Below are 17,865 nucleotides of genomic sequence, written 5' to 3'. Positions count from 1 at the left end.
TCCGGGCCGGGGAGCCGTCCGCGCCGGTGCGGGCCGTCGTACCGGATCCGTGACCTCCGTCGCCGGGCGCGAACGGCGCGGCGGGACCACGGTCGACCCGGTCACACACCTTGACAAGGGTCTTCGGCGCACTTCAGGATGCCCGGGTGAACCTGTCAGACAGCCAGACAGCCGGCGATGTGCCCCGACGTGTCAGCGCGATGGAAGCCGTACTGAGCCACCTGCGCGCCGCCATCGAGCGGGGCGAGTACGCGGTGGGGGAGAAGCTGCCCTCCGAGGCCGAGCTCTGCCGCCGCCTGACAGTGAGCCGTCCGGTCCTCCGGGAGGCGCTGCGCGCCCTCCAGACGATGGGGCTCACCGTCTCCCGCACGGGGAAGGGCACCTTCGTCGTCTCCGCCGGCCCGGTGGAGGACCCCACCTTCGGCGACTACGCGGCGAGCGACCTGCTGGAAGTACGCCGGCACGTGGAAATCCCGGTGGCGGGGTACGCTGCTGTGCGCCGCACGCCCGAGGACCTGGACCATCTGACCCACCTGCTGGACCGGATGGAACGGGAGACGGACACCACCGCCTGGGTCGCGATGGACACACTCTTCCATCTCGCCGTCGCCCAGGCCGCCCAGAACCCCGTCTTCCGCCGGGTCATAGAGGAGATCCGCGACGCGCTGGCGCGCCAGTCCGCGTTCCTCAACGACGTCGGCGGGCGGCGCGAGCAGTCGAACGAGGAACACCGGCTCATCGTCGAGGCGCTGGTCGACCGCTCCGAGCACGACGCCGTGGAAGCGATGACACACCATCTCGCACGCGTCGAGTCGACCCTGACCACCATCGTGCGGTCCCCCCACCGCAACGATCCCCCCGAAGAAGGCGAAACCCAGACGTGAGCGAGCAATCCCTCCAGCAGGAGGTGCGGCGACAGGCGCCGCCGAGCGGTCCGCATGTCGACGCCGGTGACGCCGGTTACAGCAAGTCCCTGAAGTCCCGGCACGTCAACATGATCGCCATCGGCGGTGCGATCGGCACCGGGCTCTTCCTCGGCGCGGGCGGCCGGCTCGCCGGCGCAGGCCCCTCGCTGGCCCTCGCGTACGCCGTGTGCGGTGTGTTCGCCTTCCTGGTGGTGCGCGCGCTCGGCGAGCTCGTCCTGCACCGGCCGTCCTCCGGCGCGTTCGTCTCCTACGCCCGTGAGTTCCTCGGCGAGAAGGGCGCGTTCGTCGCGGGCTGGATGTACTTCCTGAACTGGGCGACCACCGGGATCGCCGACATCACGGCGGTGGCGACCTACACCCACTACTGGGGCATGTTCAGCGACATACCGCAGTGGGTGATCGCCCTGATCGCCCTCGCGGTCGTGCTGACCGTGAACCTCATCTCCGTGAAGTTCTTCGGCGAACTGGAGTTCTGGTTCGCGATCATCAAGGTCGGGGCGCTGGTCGCCTTCATGCTGATCGGCATCTTCCTGCTGGTCACCCAGCAACCGGTGGACGGGCACACCCCCGGTCCCTCGCTGATCACCGACAACGGCGGTGTGTTCCCCTCCGGCGTGCTTCCGATGCTGCTCGTCATCCAGGGCGTCGTCTTCGCGTACGCCTCGGTCGAGCTGGTCGGTGTGACGGCGGGCGAGACGGCGGAGCCGGAGAAGGTCATGCCGAAGGCGATCAACTCCATCATGTGGCGGGTGGCCCTGTTCTACGTCGGCTCCGTCGTCCTGCTGACGATGCTGCTGCCGTGGAACGCCTACTCCGCCGGCGAGAGCCCCTTCGTGACCGTCCTGTCCAACATCGGTGTGCCGGCGGCCGGCGGTGTGATGAACCTCGTCGTGCTCACCGCCGCGATGTCCAGCCTCAACTCCGGCCTCTACTCCACCGGTCGCATCCTGCGTTCCATGGCGAAGTCCGGCTCGGCGCCCACGTTCACCGGCGTGATGAGCCGCACCCAGGTCCCGTACGGCGGCATCCTGCTCACCTCGGGCGTCTGCGTCCTGGGCGTCGGACTCAACTTCGTGGTGCCCAAGGACGCCTTCGAGATCGTGCTGAACTTCGCCGCGATCGGCATCCTGAGCACCTGGGCGATGATCATGATCTGTCACCTGCTGTTCTGGCGGAAGGCCCGGGCGGGCGAGGTCGTCCGCCCCGGCTACCGGCTGCCCGGCTCCCCGTACACCGAGGTGGTCACGCTGGTCTTCCTCGCCTCCGTCCTGGTCCTGATGTGGGCCGACGGCGGAGCCGGCCGGACGACCGTGCTGTGTCTGCCGCTGATCGTGGCGGCGCTGGTGGGCGGCTGGTTCCTGGTACGGGGCCGGGTCGGGAGCGTACGCGAGGCCGCGGCGTACGAGCGTTCCGGCGGCTCGCGTGGCGACGGCGCCCATGGCACCGGCGGTACCGGCCGCACCGGCGACGACAACGGCACGCGCGACGACGAAGGGCGACGATGAACCACACGCTCACGCCCGACGACCACGCCTCCGCCGAGCCGCCCGCCGTCCGGGTGCCCGCCCACGTCCCCCTCGCCCATGTGGTGCGCGGCGGCGTCGTCGAGGGCGTCCACCACGGGTCGGTCGTCGTACTGGCGGCGGACGGAACGGTGGAATTCGCCGCGGGCGACATCGAAGCGGCGTTCTACCCACGCTCCGCGCTCAAGCCGGTCCAGGCCGTCGCGCTGCTGCGGGCCGGTCTGCTGCCGCCGGACGAGGAGGCCCTCGCCCTGACCACCGCCAGCCACTCCGGCGAGGAGCGGCATCTGGCCACGGCCCGGCGGATCCTCGAGGCGGCCGGCCTGACCGAGGACGATCTGCGCAACGTCCCCGACCTGCCGTACGACCCGGCCGTACGCGACGCATGGCTGCGTGCCGGCCGGGGCCCGAGCAGACTCGCCCAGAACTGTTCGGGCAAGCACGCCGCCATGGTGATGACCGCCAGGGCCCGGGGCTGGTCGCTGGAGAACTACCTCGATCCCGGCCACCCCCTCCAGTGGTCGGTCGCCCGGGCCGTGGAGGACCTCACCGGGCAGGGCATCGCCCGGGTGACGGTGGACGGCTGCGGCGCACCGCTGTTCTCGGTCTCCCTGCACGGCCTCACCCGCGCCGTCGCCCGGATCGCCGCCGGCGCCCCCGAGGGCCACGAGGGCCGGGTCGCGGCGGCGATGCGGGACCACCCCGAACTGGTCTCGGGCACGACCCGCGATGTCGCCCGGCTGATGCGCGCGGTGCCCGGTCTCCTCGCCAAGGACGGCTTCGAGGGCGTCCAGGTCGCGGCCCTGCCGGACGGGCGGGCCGTCGGTGTGAAGATCGCCGACGGCGCCGACCGGGCCCGGATGCCGGTGACGGCGGCGGCCCTGCTGCGGTGCGGTGTCGACCCGGCGCTGCTCGCGCCCTTCGCCCGTACGCCGGTCATCGGGGGCGGCCGGGACGTGGGGAGCCTGCGCGCGGCGGGCGCCCTGGCCGCCGAGTCCGCCGCACTCGCGGCCGTCCCCGAGGGCGACGGCCCGGGTGCCGCGCCGCGGGACCCGGCCCCGACGGGACCGGAAGCGGACCCGGCCGCCTGAGCCACCGTCCCCGTTCGACCCCCACCCACGACACCCTCCTCATCCCTCACGAAGGACCACCTGTGTCATGACTGCCGGCCACCGTCGCGAGCACGACCTGCTCGGAGACCGCGACATACCCGCCGACGCGTACTGGGGCGTCCACACCCTGCGCGCCTCGGAGAACTTCCCCATCACCGGTACGGCGATCTCCGCGTACCCGCATCTGATCAACGCGCTCGCCGCGGTCAAGGAGGCCGCCGCCCGCGCCAACGAGGACCTCGGTCTGCTCGCGCCCGAGAAGGCCGACGCGATCGCCGCCGCCTGCCGGGAGATCCGCGAGGACGGCCGGCTGCACGACCAGTTCGTCGTGGACGTGATCCAGGGCGGTGCCGGCACGTCCACCAACATGAACGCCAACGAGGTGATCGCCAACCGGGCTCTGGAACTCCTCGGCCACGACAAGGGCGACTACCGGCACCTGCACCCCAACGAGGACGTCAACCTCGGTCAGTCCACCAACGACGTCTACCCGACCGCCGTCAACGTCGCCACGATCATCGCCGTACGGGAACTCCTCGACGCGATGACCGTACTGCGCGAGGCGTTCGCGGCCAAGGCCGAGGAGTTCCGGGACATCCTCAAGATGGGCCGCACCCAGCTCCAGGACGCGGTTCCCATGACGCTCGGCCAGGAGTTCTCCGCCTACGCCGTGATGCTGGAGGAGGACCAGAGCCGGCTGGCCGAGGCCGTCCTGCTGGTCCACGAGATCAACCTCGGCGCCACCGCCATCGGCACCGGCCTCAACGCCCCCGCCGGTTACGCCGAGGCGGCCCGCCGGCACCTCGCGGACCTCACCGGCCTGCCCCTGGTCACCGCGGCCAACCTGGTCGAGGCCACCCAGGACTGCGGTGCCTTCGTCCACCTGTCCGGCGTGCTCAAGCGCATCGCGGTCAAGCTCTCCAAGAGCTGCAACGACCTGCGCCTGCTCTCCTCCGGCCCGCGGGCCGGTCTCGCGGAGATCAACCTGCCGCCGGTCCAGGCGGGGTCGAGCATCATGCCGGGCAAGGTCAACCCGGTGATTCCCGAGGTCGTCAACCAGGTCGCCTTCGAGGTGATCGGCAACGACGTCACCATCACCATGGCCGCCGAGGCGGGGCAGTTGCAGCTCAACGCCTTCGAACCGGTCATCCTGCACTCGCTGTCGGAGAGCATCACCCACCTGGGAGCGGCCTGCCGCACCCTGGCCGAGCGGTGTGTCGCGGGCATCACCGCCAACACCGACACCCTGCGTGCGACGGTGGAGAACTCCATCGGGCTCGTCACCGCGCTCAACCCGCACATCGGGTACACCGCCGCGACCGCCATAGCCAAGGAAGCCCTCGCCACCGGACGCGGGGTGGCCGAACTGGTGCTGGAACGCGGACTGCTCCCGGCCGACCGGCTGGCCGCGCTGCTGCGCCCGGAGGTGATCGCGGGCACGGGGATCGGCGCGGACGGCCGGCCGGTGGAGAGCTGAGAAGCCTGTCGCGTGTCCTCACCCGCGTTCACGCGTTACACCGACCATGAACCTGTATCGCATCCTCACCACCGCAGCGGCGGGCTCCGCCCTCCTCGCCGCCGTCGCTCCCTCCGCCCAGGCCGCCCAGGCGCTCGACCTCGGTGGCACCCTGAGCGGTACGGCCCGCACGGCGGCGACGGTCGGCGAACGGGCCAAGCCCGTCGCGGAACAGCTCCTCGGCGACAAGGTCCAGAAGAAGGTGGGCGCCGTGAAGGGCGTCGTACAGGCCGGGTCCGACGCGGTGAAGGCCGGCAACGACCTGGTCCAGTAAGGACCCCAGCCGGTCCGGGTCACGGAGAACGACGACATGAGGGTGGGCGGTGCCGGCCGGCACCGCCCACCCTCATGTCGTCGTCGGCCCCCGCGGGGGCAAGGGTCCCCTGGTGACGCGTGGTTGCCCGGCGCAGCCCGTACGTCAACAATGCCCATGACAAACCGAGAATCTCGGTCACAGAGGGGACCCCCTATGAGAAAGCCTCTCCTGGGCGCGTTACTAGCCCTCCTGCTCTTCGGAGCGGGAGCGGCACCCGCGGCGGCCACGAGCCACGACGCGGGAACGCCCACGGCGACTGTCCCGGCCCGGAGCACCGCACCGGCACCCACGGTCCGGGCGATCGACTTCGCCGGCACGGTGGCGCTGAGCAACTGTTCCGGCTCCGTGGTCCGTACGCCCGGGTCGCAGCCGAGCGACCCCGCCCTCGTCCTGTCCAACGGCCACTGTCTGGAGACCGGTTTCCCGGCCGCGGGACAGGTCATCGTGGACCGGGCCTCCACGCGTAGCTTCACCCTGCTGAACTCGGCGGGTACCGGCGTCGCCACCCTGCGCGCGAGCAAGATCGCGTACGCGACGATGACCGACACGGACATCTCCCTGTACCAACTCACCAGCACCTACGCGCAGATACAGAACTCGTACGGCATCACGGCGCTGGAACTGAACGCCGCCCGCCCCGTCCAGGGCACCGCGATCAAGGTCGTCTCCGGCTACTGGAAGCGTGTCTACAGCTGCTCCATCGACGGCTTCGCCTACCGGCTGAAGGAGGGGAGCTGGACCTGGAAGGACTCCGTCCGGTACACCTCCGCGTGCGACACGATAGGCGGCACCTCGGGCTCGCCGGTGCTCGACAACACCACCGGCAAGGTCGTCGCGGTCAACAACACCGGCAACGAGGACGGCGGCCGCTGCACGCTCAACAACCCGTGCGAGGTCGACCAGAACGGCACCGTCACCGTGCGGCCGGGCATCAACTACGCCCAGGAGACGTACGGGATCGTCGCGTGCGTCACCACGGGGAACAAGATCGACCTGAGTCTTCCGGAGCCCAGGTAGCTCCGCTACAAGGGCTTCCGGCCGCCTTGCGATCACACGCACCGGACGCCGCTCCTTGACGGGCAAACCTTGCCGGTCGCGGCACTAGCCGAGGAGCGTGTTCATCCGAGTGATCTCGGCGCTCTGGGAGGCGATGATGTCGTCGGCCATGCTCGTGGCGCCCGGATGGGAGCCCTTGGACTTCTCCGTCCTGGCCATCTCGACGGCGCCTTCGTGGTGCTCGACCATCATCTCGAGAAATGCGGTGTCGAACGCCTGCCCGGACACCTTCTCGAGCGCCGTCATGTCGTCCGCGCTCATCATTCCGGCCATGTCGTGCCCGGAGTGGTCCATCGCGCCGTCGGCCGCCGGGACGTCCTCGCCCCAGCTCTTCAGCCAGCCCGTCAGGGTCCGGATCTCCGGGTCCTGGGCCTCGCGGATCTCGGCGGCGAGCTTCTTCACCTCGGCCGACGAGGCACGGGTGGCGGCGAGATCCGCCATCTCCACCGCCTGCCGGTGGTGCGGGACCATGCCCTGCGCGAACGAGACGTCGGCGGCGTTGTGCGCGGAGTCGGACGCCGAGTCGGACGCGGAGGACGAGGCGGACGAGCGCGGGGACGGGCTCCCGGTGTGGCCCGAGGAGTGGCCCTGCGAGCCGCCGTCGCTCCCGCCGCAGGCGGCGAGGACGAGCGCGGCACCGGACACGGCCAGGGCGACGGCCGCCCGGCGGACCGGGCGTCGGTACGAGGTCATGGGAAAGCAACTCCTGTGCGTGGTGGACGTGTGAGGGCATGCCGAGGACGGCCATCGGCCCCGTACGGGTGGCCGATCGCCGCGGGCGGTTGCCTATATGCGCAGGAGTTGCAGTTCGCTCAGAGAGGCGGAGGAGCCGCCCGGTGGCGCTCCGGACACGTGGCGGGCCCCGTCCACCGGCGTGACCGGGCCGACGGAGGTGACCGCGACGGGCAGGGCGGGCAGCGCCGGGGCGGAGCCGATGCCGGCGGCCGCGCAGGTGGCGTCCGCGTGGTCCATGTGCCCGCCGCCGTCGTGCTCCGGCTGTACGCAGTCCGGTGCCATGGCCGTCATCGCGTGGCTCGTGGGCGCGGCGTCGTGGCCGGCGGTCGTGTCGGCCGACGCCAGGCCGTGCATCGCCAGCACACCGGCGACGACCGCGAGCACCAACGGCAGCAGCACCCGCGCCCCGCGGGGCCGGGTCACATCACGCCGCTGCCGTTTCACACCGACATCCTAAACGGCCCCTCGGCCCTGTTCCCGCCCGCCCCTCCTCCGAGGCGGGACCGGCGGCGGAGGCACGACATGTCCCTCACGCTGAAGTTCAGCTTGAGAACTGACCCGACAAACAGGGATTCATCGTTTTCTGTCGCGCTCATTCCGCCTACCCGGCTCCGGATGCCCGCCTCTCCCGCGACAGCAACCACAGCAGATAGATCCCGCCGAGCGCGCCCGTCACCAGCCCCACGGGGATCTGGAAGGGGGCGAGGACACGCTGCGCCAGCAGGTCGGCCGTGGCCAGCAGCAGGGCCCCCACCGCCATCGCCGGTCCGATCGGCGGGCCGGGGGAGCGGGCTGTCCTGCGGGCGAGCTGAGGAGCCGCCAGGGCGAGGAATCCGATGGGACCCGCCACGGCGATCGCCGTGCCGGCCAGCGCCACACCGAGCAGCAGGCCGAACGCCCGCACCCGGGTGACGTTCACCCCGAGGCCGCCCGCGGTGTCGTCCCCCATCTCCATCAGCCGCAGCGGCCCGCCCATCGCCAGGGCCGCGGCGGCGAGTACGGGCAGCGCGACCGCCAGTGGGGTGACCTGGGACCAGGAGACCGCGTTGAGGCTGCCGTACGTCCATGCCTTGGCGCTCTCCGCGGACTCCAGGTCGGCCCGGGTCAGCAGGAAGTCGTTGACGGAGGCCAGCATCGCCCCGACGGCGATACCGGCGAGCACCAGCCGGTTGCCCGAGACGCCGCGCGCCGCGGTGAACCCGTACACCACCACCGCGGTCAGCAGGCCGCCGAGCACCGAACCGGCGCCGACTCCCAGCCCGGCGCCGCTCCCGCCCGCCAGGATGACGACGAGCGCGCCACTCGTGGAGCCGGTGGTGAACCCGATGACGTCCGGGCTGCCGAGGGGGTTGCGCGCCAGGCTCTGGAACAGCGCCCCCGACAGCCCGAGCGCGGCCCCCACGAGCAGGGCCGCACACACCCGCGGCAGCCGCTGGCCGACGATGATGAACCGGTCGGTGTCCGAGCCGCCGCCGGTGAGCACGTCCACGATCCCGCCCGTGCCGATCCGGTACGTGCCCGTGAACATGGTCACCGCGCCCACCACCGCGCAGCCCAGCAGCACCGTGGCCGTGACGGCGGCGGCCCGGCGCGAGTGGCGCAGTGTGATTCCGCCGGGCAGCCGCAGCACCCGGGGCCGGGCCGCCGCGCGCTCCGAGGCGCGGTCCCGCGCGCCACCGGGCGAGGCGCGGCCGGCGCGTCGCGCGGAGCGGTTCGGTGCCTCGTCCGCCCCGGTCACCGGGCGACCTCCCCGCGGCGTACGACGAGCCACAGCAGCACCGGCGCACCGATGAACGCGGTGACCACACCGGCCTCGACCTCACCGGGCGGTGCGACCACCCGCCCCACCACGTCGCTGACGAGCAGCAGCAGGGCACCGCCCGGCACCGAGAGCGCCAGCAGCCGGCGCAGGTCCGGGCCGAGGAGCAGCCGCAGGACGTGCGGGACGACCAGGCCGACGAACCCGATCGGCCCTGCGGCCGCGGTCGCCGCCCCGCACAGCAGCATCACCGAGGCGAAACCGGCCGCGCGCACCCAGCCCACCCTGAGCCCCAGCGACGCGCCGACGTCGTCGCCCAGCGCCAGCGCGTTGAGCGACGGACCGAGCACGAGCGCGATCAGCAGGCCGGCGACGGCGAACGGGAGGATCGAGGGAAGCGCCTCCGTACCCCGGTTCTCCAGCGAACCCACCACCCAGAAGCGGTACGAGTCGAAGGCGTCGCTGTCGAACATGGTGAGGATGCCGGTCCCCGCGCCCAGGCTCGCCGACAGCGCCGCGCCGGCCAGCACGAGGCGGGTGTGGTGGCGGCCCCGGGCGGCGCCCGAGGAGGTCAGCGCGTAGACGAGCAGCGCCGCCAGGACGGCCCCGCAGAAGGCGAACCACACATAGCCCGCCACGCTCGTGACATGGAAGGCGGCGATGGCGGTCACCACGGCGAACGAGGCACCGGAGTTGACACCCACGATGCCCGGCTCCGCCAGGGGATTACGGGTGATGGCCTGCATGACGACCCCGGCCGTCGCCAGCGCGGCGCCGACGACGACCGCCAGCGCGGTGCGGGGGAGCCGCAGCTGATGGACGATCACGGCGTCCGGGCTCCCGTCGTCGTGGAGCAGTACGCGCCAGACGATGCCCAGGGGCACGCCCCGCGCGCCGACACCGAGCGAGACGAGGACGAAGAGCGCGACCAGGGCGAGCGTGACCACGAGGGCGACCACCCAGCGCCCGCCCCGGGAACGCGCGTCCGGCGCACCGCCGTCCGCCCCTCCCGCACGCCGGGGGGCCGCGCAGGCCGGCGGTGCCGAGCCGCCGGGATCCGTCCCCCCGGCGGTGTTGTGATCCATCACATGACCGCCCTGTCTGTTCATCAACACTTAGGGAAGCCTAAGCTAATGGATCGTGTACCGCTTCCGTGATCTTCCTCTCGTCCGTCTGACCGGCGGCCTCGCCCTGGCCGGAACCCTGCTTCTCAGCGGCTGTTCCACGACCCCGTCCGCCTCGTCGGCCGCCGCGGCGGACGACGGCCCCGCTCCCCGGCCCACGACGCACACCGCTCCCCGCGCCCTGCCGAAGGGAATGGGGAGCGGCGAGCCCGACGGCGCGTTCCCGCGCACGGTCAAGCACTTCGAGGGCAGCACCACCATCCCGTCCGCGCCCCGGAAGGTCGTGGTCATCTCCACCGGTCAGGCGGACGCGCTGCTCACACTGGGCACGGTGCCGGCCGGCTCCACCCGGGGCGACGGCGCGGACATCATCCCGAAGTACCTGGTCAAGGACTTCCCCGAGGACGCCGGCCGGCTCGCGAAGGTCACGGACGTGGGCTCCCGGGTGGACCCGGACCTGGAGACCATCGGCAACCTGAAGCCGGACCTGATCCTGATGAACACCGCCGGCAAGAACGCGAAGGGCCTCTACGACTCGCTCAGCGCCCTCGCGCCCACCGTCGCCACCCAGGGCACCGGGCTCTACTGGAAGCAGGACTTCCTGCTCGTCGCCGACGGGCTGGGCAAGTCGGAGAAGGCACAGTCCGTCCTGGACGCCTACCACGCCGAGGCGGAGAAGCTCAGGGCCTCCCTGAAGGAGCCGGTGACCGTGTCCTTCCTGCGGCTCAACGGCGACCGGCTGCGCGTCTTCGGCGTGCCCTCGTTCACCGGCGGCATCGCCGAGGACGCCGGTCTCGCCCGGCCGAAGAGCCAGCGGTTCGACAAGACATCGCGGAACATCAGCAACGAGCAACTCGATCTGGCCGACGCCGACTGGCTGTTCTACGGAGTCCAGGGGAGCGACGGCAAGGCGGCACGGCTCACGGAGGCACCGCTGTGGCCGACGCTGTCCGCCGTCGCGGGCAAGACCGCGGTGGCGGTGGACGACGACACGTTCTTCCTCAACACCGGCCCCACGGCGGCGCGTGACGTGCTCGGCGTCCTGGAACGGCACGTCGCCCCCGAGAACTGACCCGGCCCCCGCGCGATCACGGGTGCCGCGCCGTTCCGGCCGAAGCGACGAGGTGACGGATGCGCGCCGGTGCCGTGCCCCCGTCGGACGGGGGCACGGCACCGGCGCGCGGGGTGCTGTCCGGGCGAGGCCGGCGACGCCGCGCCCGGACGCGGTCAGTTCGGCGCGAGGACGACGGAGTTGTACGGCGTGTAGTCGTAGTCGGCGTACGTGCCGGCGGGCTGCTTGCCCTGGCAGCCGGTCCCGTTGTACCCCGTGCAGTTACGGGCCACTGCGCCACCGGTCTGGTTGTTGAAGAACCGCTTCACCCCGAACTGGTTGCTCAGGTTGTGGGCGCCGTACGTGTACCACTTGTACGTCGGCCTGTCGTTGTTCCAGCTCGCGTTCGGGTACAGGCAGACGTACCCGGACGGACACCCGTGGACCGTGGCCGCCGGCGCCGCCTGCGCGACGTTGGCACCCGCGCCGAGCGACAGCAGCGCACCGGCGACGAGTGCCGCCGAGGCGGCGGTCGCCTTCCTGGTCAGGTGACGGACATGACGCATGTGAGTTCCCCCTCGCATGGATGTGACGCCCCGGAGCGCGGGCTCGGTCCCGTGCACCGCGCTCCGAGTGCTCGAGGGCCCCAGCTTCCGCCGGACCGCGCCGGCCCGGCCACCACCTTCGGCCGTGATCGAAAGTCGCAGTCGGAAGGCGGTGGCGGGCCCGCGCGGCCGGGACGGGCTACGCCGGCCGGCGCGCGTCGGCCGGCCGTCAGCCGGCGAAGATCTCCACGATCGACCAGACGGCGAGACCGAGCATGCACAGCCCGCCGATGCGCTGGACGGTCTTCAGCGGCACCTTCGTGGCGATGAACCGGCCCGCGAGCAGGGCGAGGGCGGAGACGGACATCAGTGCCGCGGCCGAACCGATCGCGGTCGACCAGGTGCCGTTGCTCGCCGCGAGGTTGGCCGTGGTGATCTGGGTGAGATCGCCCCACTCGCTGATGAAGACCGCCATGAAGGCGGTCGAGTACACCGGCCAGAAGCCGGTGACCGTCTTGCTCTCCGTGTCCTCGTCATCGTCGCCGCCGCCCCCGCGCAGCAGCACGAAGGCACCGAAGGCGAAGAGCAGCGCCGAGACGAGCTTGACGATCCAGTCGGGCAGCAGCCCCAGGAGGCTGCCCGCCCCCACCGCGATGGCGACATGGACGACGAAGGCGGTGGAGGTGCCGAACCAGACGTAGAGCGGACGCATCCGCGTACCCATCGCGAGGGACGCGAACATGGTCTTGTCGGGGAGCTCCGCGAGGAAGATGAGCCCGAAGGCGGTGACGATCGCCAGGGGGTCGAGTTGCATTCCGGGTGGCTTTCTCTTCTCAGGGCCGGACCCGGGCCTTCGCGAAGCACCGTGACGGAGCCAGGAGGACCACTCGGCCCGGCACAACGATGGAGACCCGCTCCATGCGGGCCTGTGTGTGCCTGACCGAAGGTCTCGCCCGCCCGCCGGTCGGCGGGCCCGGCCACCGGGAACCCGAGGGCTCCAGTGTGTCGACGACCGGTTCGCGGGGCTACTCCCCTTCGCGACCGCCACCCTACCTCACTCGAACGGCGTCATCGTGCCGGGCCCGAGGGGCGGGTGCGACGACGGCGTGCGGCGCGGCGGGCGCGCGGCCCACACGCCCGCCGGGCGCGGCCCGGCACGTACGGAGCGGGTGACCCGAACGGCCCTGTGCGGTGGCCCGCTTCGTGGGCGTGCCCTCTAGTGGGTGGTGCGGCCGTCATGGGACGGCCGGAGTGCTGCCCGTCGGGCGGCTGGATCGGAGGAGCCTAGATGAGGAGCAACATCAGGACAGCAGCTACCGCCGTGGCCACGGCCGTGCTGTGCGCCGCCGCCCTCGCCGGGTGTTCCGGAGACGGCGGATCGTCGGCGGCCAAGAAGGAAGGGGCCGCGGACTTCGCGGCGGCCTCCCCGAGCGAGTCCAAGTCCCCCTCCCCCTCGCCCTCGGTGAACGTGGGCAAGGTGTCCGCCGTGAGCGGGCCGCTGGGGAAGATCCTGGTCGACGGCAAGGGCCACACCCTCTACCTCTTCGAGGCGGACAAGAAGAACAAGTCCAACTGCTCCGGGCAGTGCGCGGTGGACTGGCCGCCCCTGATCGTCGCCACCAAGCCGGTCGCCGGCAGCGGCGGCGTCAAGGCGGGCTGGCTGTCCACGATCACCCGCAGCGACGGCAAGAAGCAGGTCACGTACGACGGGCACCCGTTGTACACCTTCGACCTGGACAAGAGGCCCGGCGAGTTCAAGGGCCAGGGCCTGAACCAGTTCGGCGGCAAGTGGTACGTGCTCGGTGTCGACGGCAAGAAGATCACCACCATGCCGCCCGGTGCCACCACGAGCCCGTCGCCCACCGGGAGCCCCAGCCCCGGAGAGACCATGAGCCCCAGTGCGACCGGCGCCAGCCCGTCCTGATCCCGCACGGGGCCCCCTCGGGGCTCCCGTCGCCGTCCCCCGATGCCGGCGCGGCGTGGGGGAGCGGGGGCCGTCGGCGCCGGGCACCGGCCCGCACGGTCTCGGCACGACCGGCTCCGGCCCACGCGGCTCCGGCCCGTACCGAGCCCGGTCCGGCCCGCACCGCGGCCCGTACCGCTCCCCCCGGCCGCGCCCGGCCGTCGTTCTCGCCGCGCTCTGTCTGAGCGCCCTCGTCGGCTGCTCACACGGCCCCGGCGGCGCGACGCGCTCACCGGCCCCGTCGTCCCCGCCGGCATCGGCCGCCCCCTCCTCCCCCTCTCCCTCCGCGCCGGCGACCGGCCGGGCACGGATCACCATCAAGGACTTCACGTACCGGCCCGCGCGGCTGACCGTGACACCGGGGACGAGGATCACCGTCACCAACAAGGACGCCGTCGCCCATACGGTGACCGCCACCGGCAAGGGGTTCGACACCGGTACCGTCGGTCCGGGGAAGACGGCCGCCTTCACGGCGCCCGGCACAGCGGGTGCCTACCCCTACCTCTGCACCGTCCACCCCTTCATGAAGGGATCGCTCACCGTCCGCTGAGTCCGCCGGGCCTCACCACTCGACCGGGAGGGTGAGCGGGGATTTGACGGGGGAGGCGTCGTCCCAGGCGGGCTCCCGGCCATGGGCCGCTCGAAGCCCCGGGAAGCGGCCGAGCAGGGCCGCCAGGCCGACCGTCATCTGGGCCCGGGCCAGGTGCGAACCGATGCAGTTGTGCGGGCCCCGCCCGAAGGTCAGATGCGGATTGTCCGCACGGTCCAGGTCGAGACGGTCCGCGCCGGGGAACACGGTGGCGTCGCGGTTGGCGGCGGCGTGCACGGGGAGTACGGCGTCACCCGCGCGGATGGTCTGCCCGCGCAGCCGGATGTCCTCGGTGGCCAGCAGCACCACCACGCCGTTCTGCACCGGGGTGTGGCGCAGCAGTTCCTCCACCGCGGTGGGCATGAGGCCCGGCTCGTCCCGCAGCCTCGCGTACCGGGCGGGGTCGGCCAGCAGCGACACGACGGCGTTCGCGAGGAACATCGTGCTGGTCCGGTAGCCCGCGACCAGCATCGAGAGCCCGAAGCCCAGCACGCTCTCCTCGGTCAGCTCGCCGCGCTCATGCGCGGCGACCAGGTCGCTGAGGATGTCGTCCGCCGGAGAACGCCGCTTGGCGTCGATGACCGACTCGATGTAGGCGCGCAGCCGGCCGCTGGCCGCGCGTCCCTCCTCCAGAGTGATCAGCGCGCCGAGGGCGACGTCCGCGAGCGGCAGGAAATAGCCGGCGTCCTGGCGCGGGATGCCCACCAGGTCGCACATCACCAGCAGGGGAAACGGTTCGACGAAGCCCGCGACCAGGTCCCCGGGGCGGCCTCCGGCGGCGAATCCCTCCAGCAGCTCGTCCGCCGTCGCCCGCATCGCCGGCAGCCGGCCGCGGACGGCGCGGGGGCTGAACCACTCGGACAGGGCCCGGCGCAGCGCCATGTGCTCGGGGCCTTCCAGCTCCATCATCGTCGTCAGACCCGGTTCACCGGCCCCGTCGCCTTCGGGGCGGCTCGGCCACTGTTCGATGGTCGGCCTGATCAGCCGCCGGTCCCCGATCAGGTCCCTGACGTCCTCGTACCGGGTCACGTACCAGGCGGGGACGCCCTGTGGCGTCGTGACCCGGGTCACCGGGCAGTGTTCGCGCAGCCACGTGAACTCGACGGGCGGGCCCATGGTCCCCGGCGGCGGGACGGGATGGTCGAGCGGTGTGGAGGAGACGACCGGTGCGCCGGGGGTGATCGGTGCGGAGCGGGTGATCGATGCGGAGGCGGAGGGGGTGGCGCACGCGGTGGCCGGGGGAGACGGGACGGACGGCGGCGAAGTCACCGGGGGAGTGTGCTGCACGGGTTCCCTCTCTGGCGGGTGGGGACGCGGGGCCGCCGCGCAGCCGGTAGGGCACGGTCACGGTGTCCGCGCGGAGGCTGTCACGGTCGCTCCATTCCGCCGTGCCGTATCAGGTTCCGCCACTCTAATGAGCGGAAACGGGCGCTCCCATCCCACGAAATGCTGGTTTGGGCGCGGATTCATGGACGTTCCGACATCGCCGGGGAAACGCGTCGTCCGGCGCTGTCAGGTGGCGGGGACGTTCGCGGAGCGGTCGACCGCGGCGGCGGTGATCACGACGCCCACCAGGAAGGACGCCCCGGCCAGCACCAGGGCGAGTCGCAGGCCCGGGAGGAACGACGCCGGGCCGCCCGAGAGCAGGGCGCCGAGGACCGCCACCCCGATGACGCCGCCGAGCTGGGCGCGCGGCGTTGATCACACCGGAGGCCAGTCCCGCCCGCTCGTGGGGAGCCGTCTCCACCACCGCCGTGGTGGCCGCGGGCATGGTGAACGCCATGCCGAAACCGGTGGCGACCAGCGGTGCCACCAGCAGCGCGTACGGCGTGTGGGCCCCGGTCGCGGCCAGCCCGAGCAGTCCGGCGGCCCCTGCGGTCAGCCCGATCAGCATCGTCCGGCGTGGGCCGCCCGCCCGGGCGGTGTGCCGCCCGGAGAGCGCCGAACCGAGGGCGACGACGCCCATCTGCGGCAGCAGCGCGGCGCCCGCGACCAGGGGCGAGGGGTGGAGCACCTGCTGGACGTAGAGGTTCAGCACGAAGAGTTCGCCGTAGAAGCCGACGTTGATCAGCAGTCCCACCACCGTGCCCCCGGCGAAGGCGGGCCGCCGGAACAGCTGTGGCGGCAGCATGGGGTCGTCGGCCCGGTGCTCGATGACGACGAACACGGTGGTGGCCGCGACGAAGACCACGGCCGTGGCGATGACCAACGGGGTGAATCCCGTGTGCCCGCCCTCGACCAGCGCCGGCGTCAGCGCGGCGAGCGCGACGGCTCCCACGCACTGGGCCACCGGATCCAGCCGGCGGGGGCGGGGCGCGGCGCGGGTACATGACGGTGCGTCAGGATCATGGCGGCCACGGCGATGGGCACGTTGACGTAGAACACCAGCCGCCAGCCGGCCTGGCCGACCAGCACCCCGCCCAGGACCGGACCGGCCGCCGCCGCGAGGCCCGCGATACCGCCCCAGACCCCGACGGCCCTGGCCCTCGCCGCCCGGTCGGGAAAGGCGGCGTGCAGCAGCGCGAGGGACGCGGACGCCGAGTGCCGCGCCCGCCCCCTGGACGAACCGGGCACCGATGAGCACGGCCACGTCGGGCGCCAGGGCACAACCCACCGAGGCGAGCCCGAAGACCGTCAGACCGATCTGGAACATCCGGCGGGCACCGAACCGGTCCGCCAGCGCCCCGCCCGTGAGCAGCCCGGCGGCGAGCGTGAGCATGTACCCGTCCACCACCCACTGGATCCCGGAGACTCCGGTGCGCAGATCGGCACGGAGCGCGGGGAGGGCCGCGTTGACGATCGTGGTGTCCAGAATGACCATGAAATAAGCCCAGGCAGACCGCCACGAGCGCGGCGGAGAGCACCCGGCCGGAACCAGGCGCGGGTGCGGTGGTGACGCCGGGGCGTGCGGTGTGTGTCATCTCGCCTCCCGCACCCAGCGTGCCTCCGGAACGGTTCGCCGCCCGCCGAAGTGTGCGGACCCCGACTCGGCTCCGGACCGGCCGGACGTCTCCCGGGCCCGGTCCGGCGCGGTTCGTCGAGTGCCTGCCGCCTACGCGGCCCGCTCGGCCTATTCGGCGTCGATGGCGGTGATGACCGGCTCCCCGAGCGGCGCGTCGCTCGCGGTGAGACCGGCCTGTTCCAGGGCCCCGCCCGCGATCCGGCGGGCCTCTTCCCGGGCGGCGCCGGATGTGCCGGCCTCCACTTCGAGATGGAGGGTGAAGGTGGAGGCGTCGCTGTCGACGGAGAGGATGTCCAGTTCCTCGGCGGCCCCGACGTCCGTCGTCCGCGGGTCCGCCGGCCGCAGGGCCCTGAGCACGGCGGCCCGGGCCTCTTCGGTCAGCGGCCGCTGGAGCGTTCCGGGGACGGTCATCACGTAAGTGGTCATCCTGCACGCCTGTCCCGTCGGGGCGCCCGGCACTCCCACCGCGCGCGGTTTCGTACGATCCGGGCCGCCGCCCGGATCGCGTACGGGCGGCGGGGGGAGACCCGTCCGAAAGCCGTCGGCGAAGAGGCCCGCGCGGGCGCGAACGGCCCTGCCCGCGCACGGCCCGCGGAAAGCGGCCCGCCCCCGCCGGCCACCACGTGCCGCTGATCGACGTGGTGACTCGACGGAGGTCCGCGGCGGGGAGGCGGGGCAGGGGCGGACA

The 17,865-nt window shown here is 72.4% G+C and carries 18 protein-coding genes and 1 pseudogene; 9 read left to right on the top strand and 10 right to left on the bottom strand.

What is annotated here, in order from left to right; genetic code table 11:
- Window positions 1-146 precede the first annotated feature (146 nt).
- From IG02_RS0101030 to IG02_RS0101005, 6 genes are all read left to right on the top strand, one after another.
- A complete protein-coding gene (locus IG02_RS0101030) occupies window positions 147-884 on the top strand; it encodes a FadR/GntR family transcriptional regulator (protein WP_078854079.1) in 738 nt (245 codons plus the stop codon).
- Complete coding sequence (locus tag IG02_RS0101025) at window positions 881-2,431, top strand: amino acid permease (protein ID WP_078854078.1); 1,551 nt, start codon at window positions 881-883, stop codon at window positions 2,429-2,431. Before IG02_RS0101030 ends, IG02_RS0101025 begins: the two co-directional genes overlap by 4 nt.
- A complete protein-coding gene (locus IG02_RS0101020) occupies window positions 2,428-3,540 on the top strand; it encodes an asparaginase (protein ID WP_078854077.1) in 1,113 nt (370 codons plus the stop codon). The genes IG02_RS0101025 and IG02_RS0101020 overlap by 4 nt, the downstream gene beginning before the upstream one ends.
- Window positions 3,541-3,607: 67 nt before the next feature.
- Entirely contained in the window at window positions 3,608-5,038 is a 1,431-nt protein-coding gene (gene aspA / locus IG02_RS0101015) for an aspartate ammonia-lyase (RefSeq protein ID WP_030740343.1), read from the top strand.
- A gap of 46 nt (window positions 5,039-5,084) precedes the next feature.
- On the top strand, window positions 5,085-5,351 hold the full coding sequence (locus tag IG02_RS0101010) for a hypothetical protein (protein WP_030740341.1): 267 nt from the start codon (window positions 5,085-5,087) through the stop codon (window positions 5,349-5,351).
- Window positions 5,352-5,546: 195 nt separating this feature from the next.
- Window positions 5,547-6,410 carry a S1 family peptidase gene (locus IG02_RS0101005; RefSeq protein WP_030740338.1) on the top strand — a complete coding sequence of 288 codons (864 nt, stop codon included), beginning with the start codon at window positions 5,547-5,549 and terminating at the stop codon, window positions 6,408-6,410.
- 84 nt (window positions 6,411-6,494) lie between these two features.
- Here the strand turns inward: IG02_RS0101005 and IG02_RS0101000 are convergent, their stop codons facing one another.
- From IG02_RS0101000 to IG02_RS0100985, 4 genes are all read right to left on the bottom strand, one after another.
- Window positions 6,495-7,142 carry a DUF305 domain-containing protein gene (locus IG02_RS0101000; RefSeq protein ID WP_030740336.1) on the bottom strand — a complete coding sequence of 216 codons (648 nt, stop codon included), beginning with the start codon at window positions 7,140-7,142 and terminating at the stop codon, window positions 6,495-6,497.
- Window positions 7,143-7,235: 93 nt separating this feature from the next.
- Window positions 7,236-7,628 (bottom strand): DUF6153 family protein, encoded by a 393-nt coding sequence (locus IG02_RS0100995; protein WP_030740333.1) that lies wholly within the window; start codon window positions 7,626-7,628, stop codon window positions 7,236-7,238.
- A 157-nt stretch (window positions 7,629-7,785) separates the two neighbouring features.
- On the bottom strand, window positions 7,786-8,922 hold the full coding sequence (locus tag IG02_RS0100990; protein WP_199813933.1) for a FecCD family ABC transporter permease: 1,137 nt from the start codon (window positions 8,920-8,922) through the stop codon (window positions 7,786-7,788).
- Window positions 8,919-10,052, bottom strand: coding sequence for a FecCD family ABC transporter permease (locus tag IG02_RS0100985; RefSeq protein ID WP_234314587.1), 1,134 nt, complete (start codon window positions 10,050-10,052; stop codon window positions 8,919-8,921). The genes IG02_RS0100990 and IG02_RS0100985 overlap by 4 nt, the downstream gene beginning before the upstream one ends.
- Before the next feature lie 31 nt (window positions 10,053-10,083).
- Between IG02_RS0100985 and IG02_RS0100980 the strand changes: the two genes are divergently transcribed.
- Window positions 10,084-11,139 carry an iron-siderophore ABC transporter substrate-binding protein gene (locus IG02_RS0100980; protein WP_234314562.1) on the top strand — a complete coding sequence of 352 codons (1,056 nt, stop codon included), beginning with the start codon at window positions 10,084-10,086 and terminating at the stop codon, window positions 11,137-11,139.
- A gap of 155 nt (window positions 11,140-11,294) precedes the next feature.
- Here IG02_RS0100980 and IG02_RS0100975 read toward each other — a convergent pair whose 3' ends face one another.
- Window positions 11,295-11,684: a hypothetical protein gene (locus tag IG02_RS0100975; RefSeq protein WP_030740321.1), complete on the bottom strand. Its 390-nt coding sequence runs from the start codon at window positions 11,682-11,684 to the stop codon at window positions 11,295-11,297.
- 208 nt (window positions 11,685-11,892) lie between these two features.
- The gene (locus IG02_RS0100970; protein WP_030740318.1) at window positions 11,893-12,477 is read right to left on the bottom strand and encodes a TMEM165/GDT1 family protein; all 585 of its coding nucleotides are present in this window, start codon (window positions 12,475-12,477) and stop codon (window positions 11,893-11,895) included.
- 474 nt (window positions 12,478-12,951) lie between these two features.
- On the opposite strand from IG02_RS0100970, the gene IG02_RS0100965 reads away from it, so the two are divergent.
- Together IG02_RS0100965 and IG02_RS38135 are read left to right on the top strand one after the other, a co-directional pair.
- Window positions 12,952-13,587: a hypothetical protein gene (locus IG02_RS0100965; protein WP_199813932.1), complete on the top strand. Its 636-nt coding sequence runs from the start codon at window positions 12,952-12,954 to the stop codon at window positions 13,585-13,587.
- Between the two features lie 55 nt (window positions 13,588-13,642).
- On the top strand, window positions 13,643-14,176 hold the full coding sequence (locus tag IG02_RS38135) for a cupredoxin domain-containing protein (RefSeq protein WP_234314561.1): 534 nt from the start codon (window positions 13,643-13,645) through the stop codon (window positions 14,174-14,176).
- Between the two features lie 12 nt (window positions 14,177-14,188).
- On the opposite strand, the gene IG02_RS0100955 is transcribed toward IG02_RS38135, so the two are convergent.
- The 4 genes and pseudogenes from IG02_RS0100955 to IG02_RS0100945 all read right to left on the bottom strand — a co-directional run bounded on the left by IG02_RS0100955 (window position 14,189) and on the right by IG02_RS0100945 (window position 17,603).
- A complete protein-coding gene (locus IG02_RS0100955; RefSeq protein WP_234314560.1) occupies window positions 14,189-15,484 on the bottom strand; it encodes a cytochrome P450 in 1,296 nt (431 codons plus the stop codon).
- Between the two features lie 142 nt (window positions 15,485-15,626).
- Window positions 15,627-16,493 (bottom strand): MFS transporter, encoded by an 867-nt coding sequence (locus IG02_RS42405; RefSeq protein ID WP_051764258.1) that lies wholly within the window; start codon window positions 16,491-16,493, stop codon window positions 15,627-15,629.
- Window positions 16,466-17,036, bottom strand: a pseudogene (locus IG02_RS43765) (MFS transporter). Before IG02_RS43765 ends, IG02_RS42405 begins: the two are co-directional and overlap by 28 nt.
- Before the next feature lie 249 nt (window positions 17,037-17,285).
- Window positions 17,286-17,603 (bottom strand): hypothetical protein, encoded by a 318-nt coding sequence (locus IG02_RS0100945; protein ID WP_030740306.1) that lies wholly within the window; start codon window positions 17,601-17,603, stop codon window positions 17,286-17,288.
- Between the last annotated feature and the right edge of the window lie 262 nt (window positions 17,604-17,865).

This window comes from Streptomyces sp. NRRL F-5135 (assembly GCF_000719775.1).
GTDB lineage: Bacteria > Actinomycetota > Actinomycetes > Streptomycetales > Streptomycetaceae > Streptomyces > Streptomyces hebeiensis.
Note: the sequence above shows the minus strand (reverse complement) of the source record. Positions and strands in the feature narration are given on the sequence as shown.

Coding starts and splice junctions, on each gene's coding strand:
- IG02_RS0100965 (WP_199813932.1), top strand. CDS start 12,952: ATGAGGAGCAACATCAGGACAGCAGCTACCGCCGTGGCCACGGCCGTG.
- IG02_RS0101020 (WP_078854077.1), top strand. CDS start 2,428: ATGAACCACACGCTCACGCCCGACGACCACGCCTCCGCCGAGCCGCCC.
- IG02_RS0100985 (WP_234314587.1), bottom strand. CDS start 10,052: ATGAACAGACAGGGCGGTCATGTGATGGATCACAACACCGCCGGGGGG.
- IG02_RS0100970 (WP_030740318.1), bottom strand. CDS start 12,477: ATGCAACTCGACCCCCTGGCGATCGTCACCGCCTTCGGGCTCATCTTC.
- IG02_RS0100945 (WP_030740306.1), bottom strand. CDS start 17,603: ATGACCACTTACGTGATGACCGTCCCCGGAACGCTCCAGCGGCCGCTG.
- aspA (WP_030740343.1), top strand. CDS start 3,608: ATGACTGCCGGCCACCGTCGCGAGCACGACCTGCTCGGAGACCGCGAC.
- IG02_RS0100975 (WP_030740321.1), bottom strand. CDS start 11,684: ATGCGTCATGTCCGTCACCTGACCAGGAAGGCGACCGCCGCCTCGGCG.
- IG02_RS0101000 (WP_030740336.1), bottom strand. CDS start 7,142: ATGACCTCGTACCGACGCCCGGTCCGCCGGGCGGCCGTCGCCCTGGCC.
- IG02_RS0101005 (WP_030740338.1), top strand. CDS start 5,547: ATGAGAAAGCCTCTCCTGGGCGCGTTACTAGCCCTCCTGCTCTTCGGA.
- IG02_RS0101010 (WP_030740341.1), top strand. CDS start 5,085: ATGAACCTGTATCGCATCCTCACCACCGCAGCGGCGGGCTCCGCCCTC.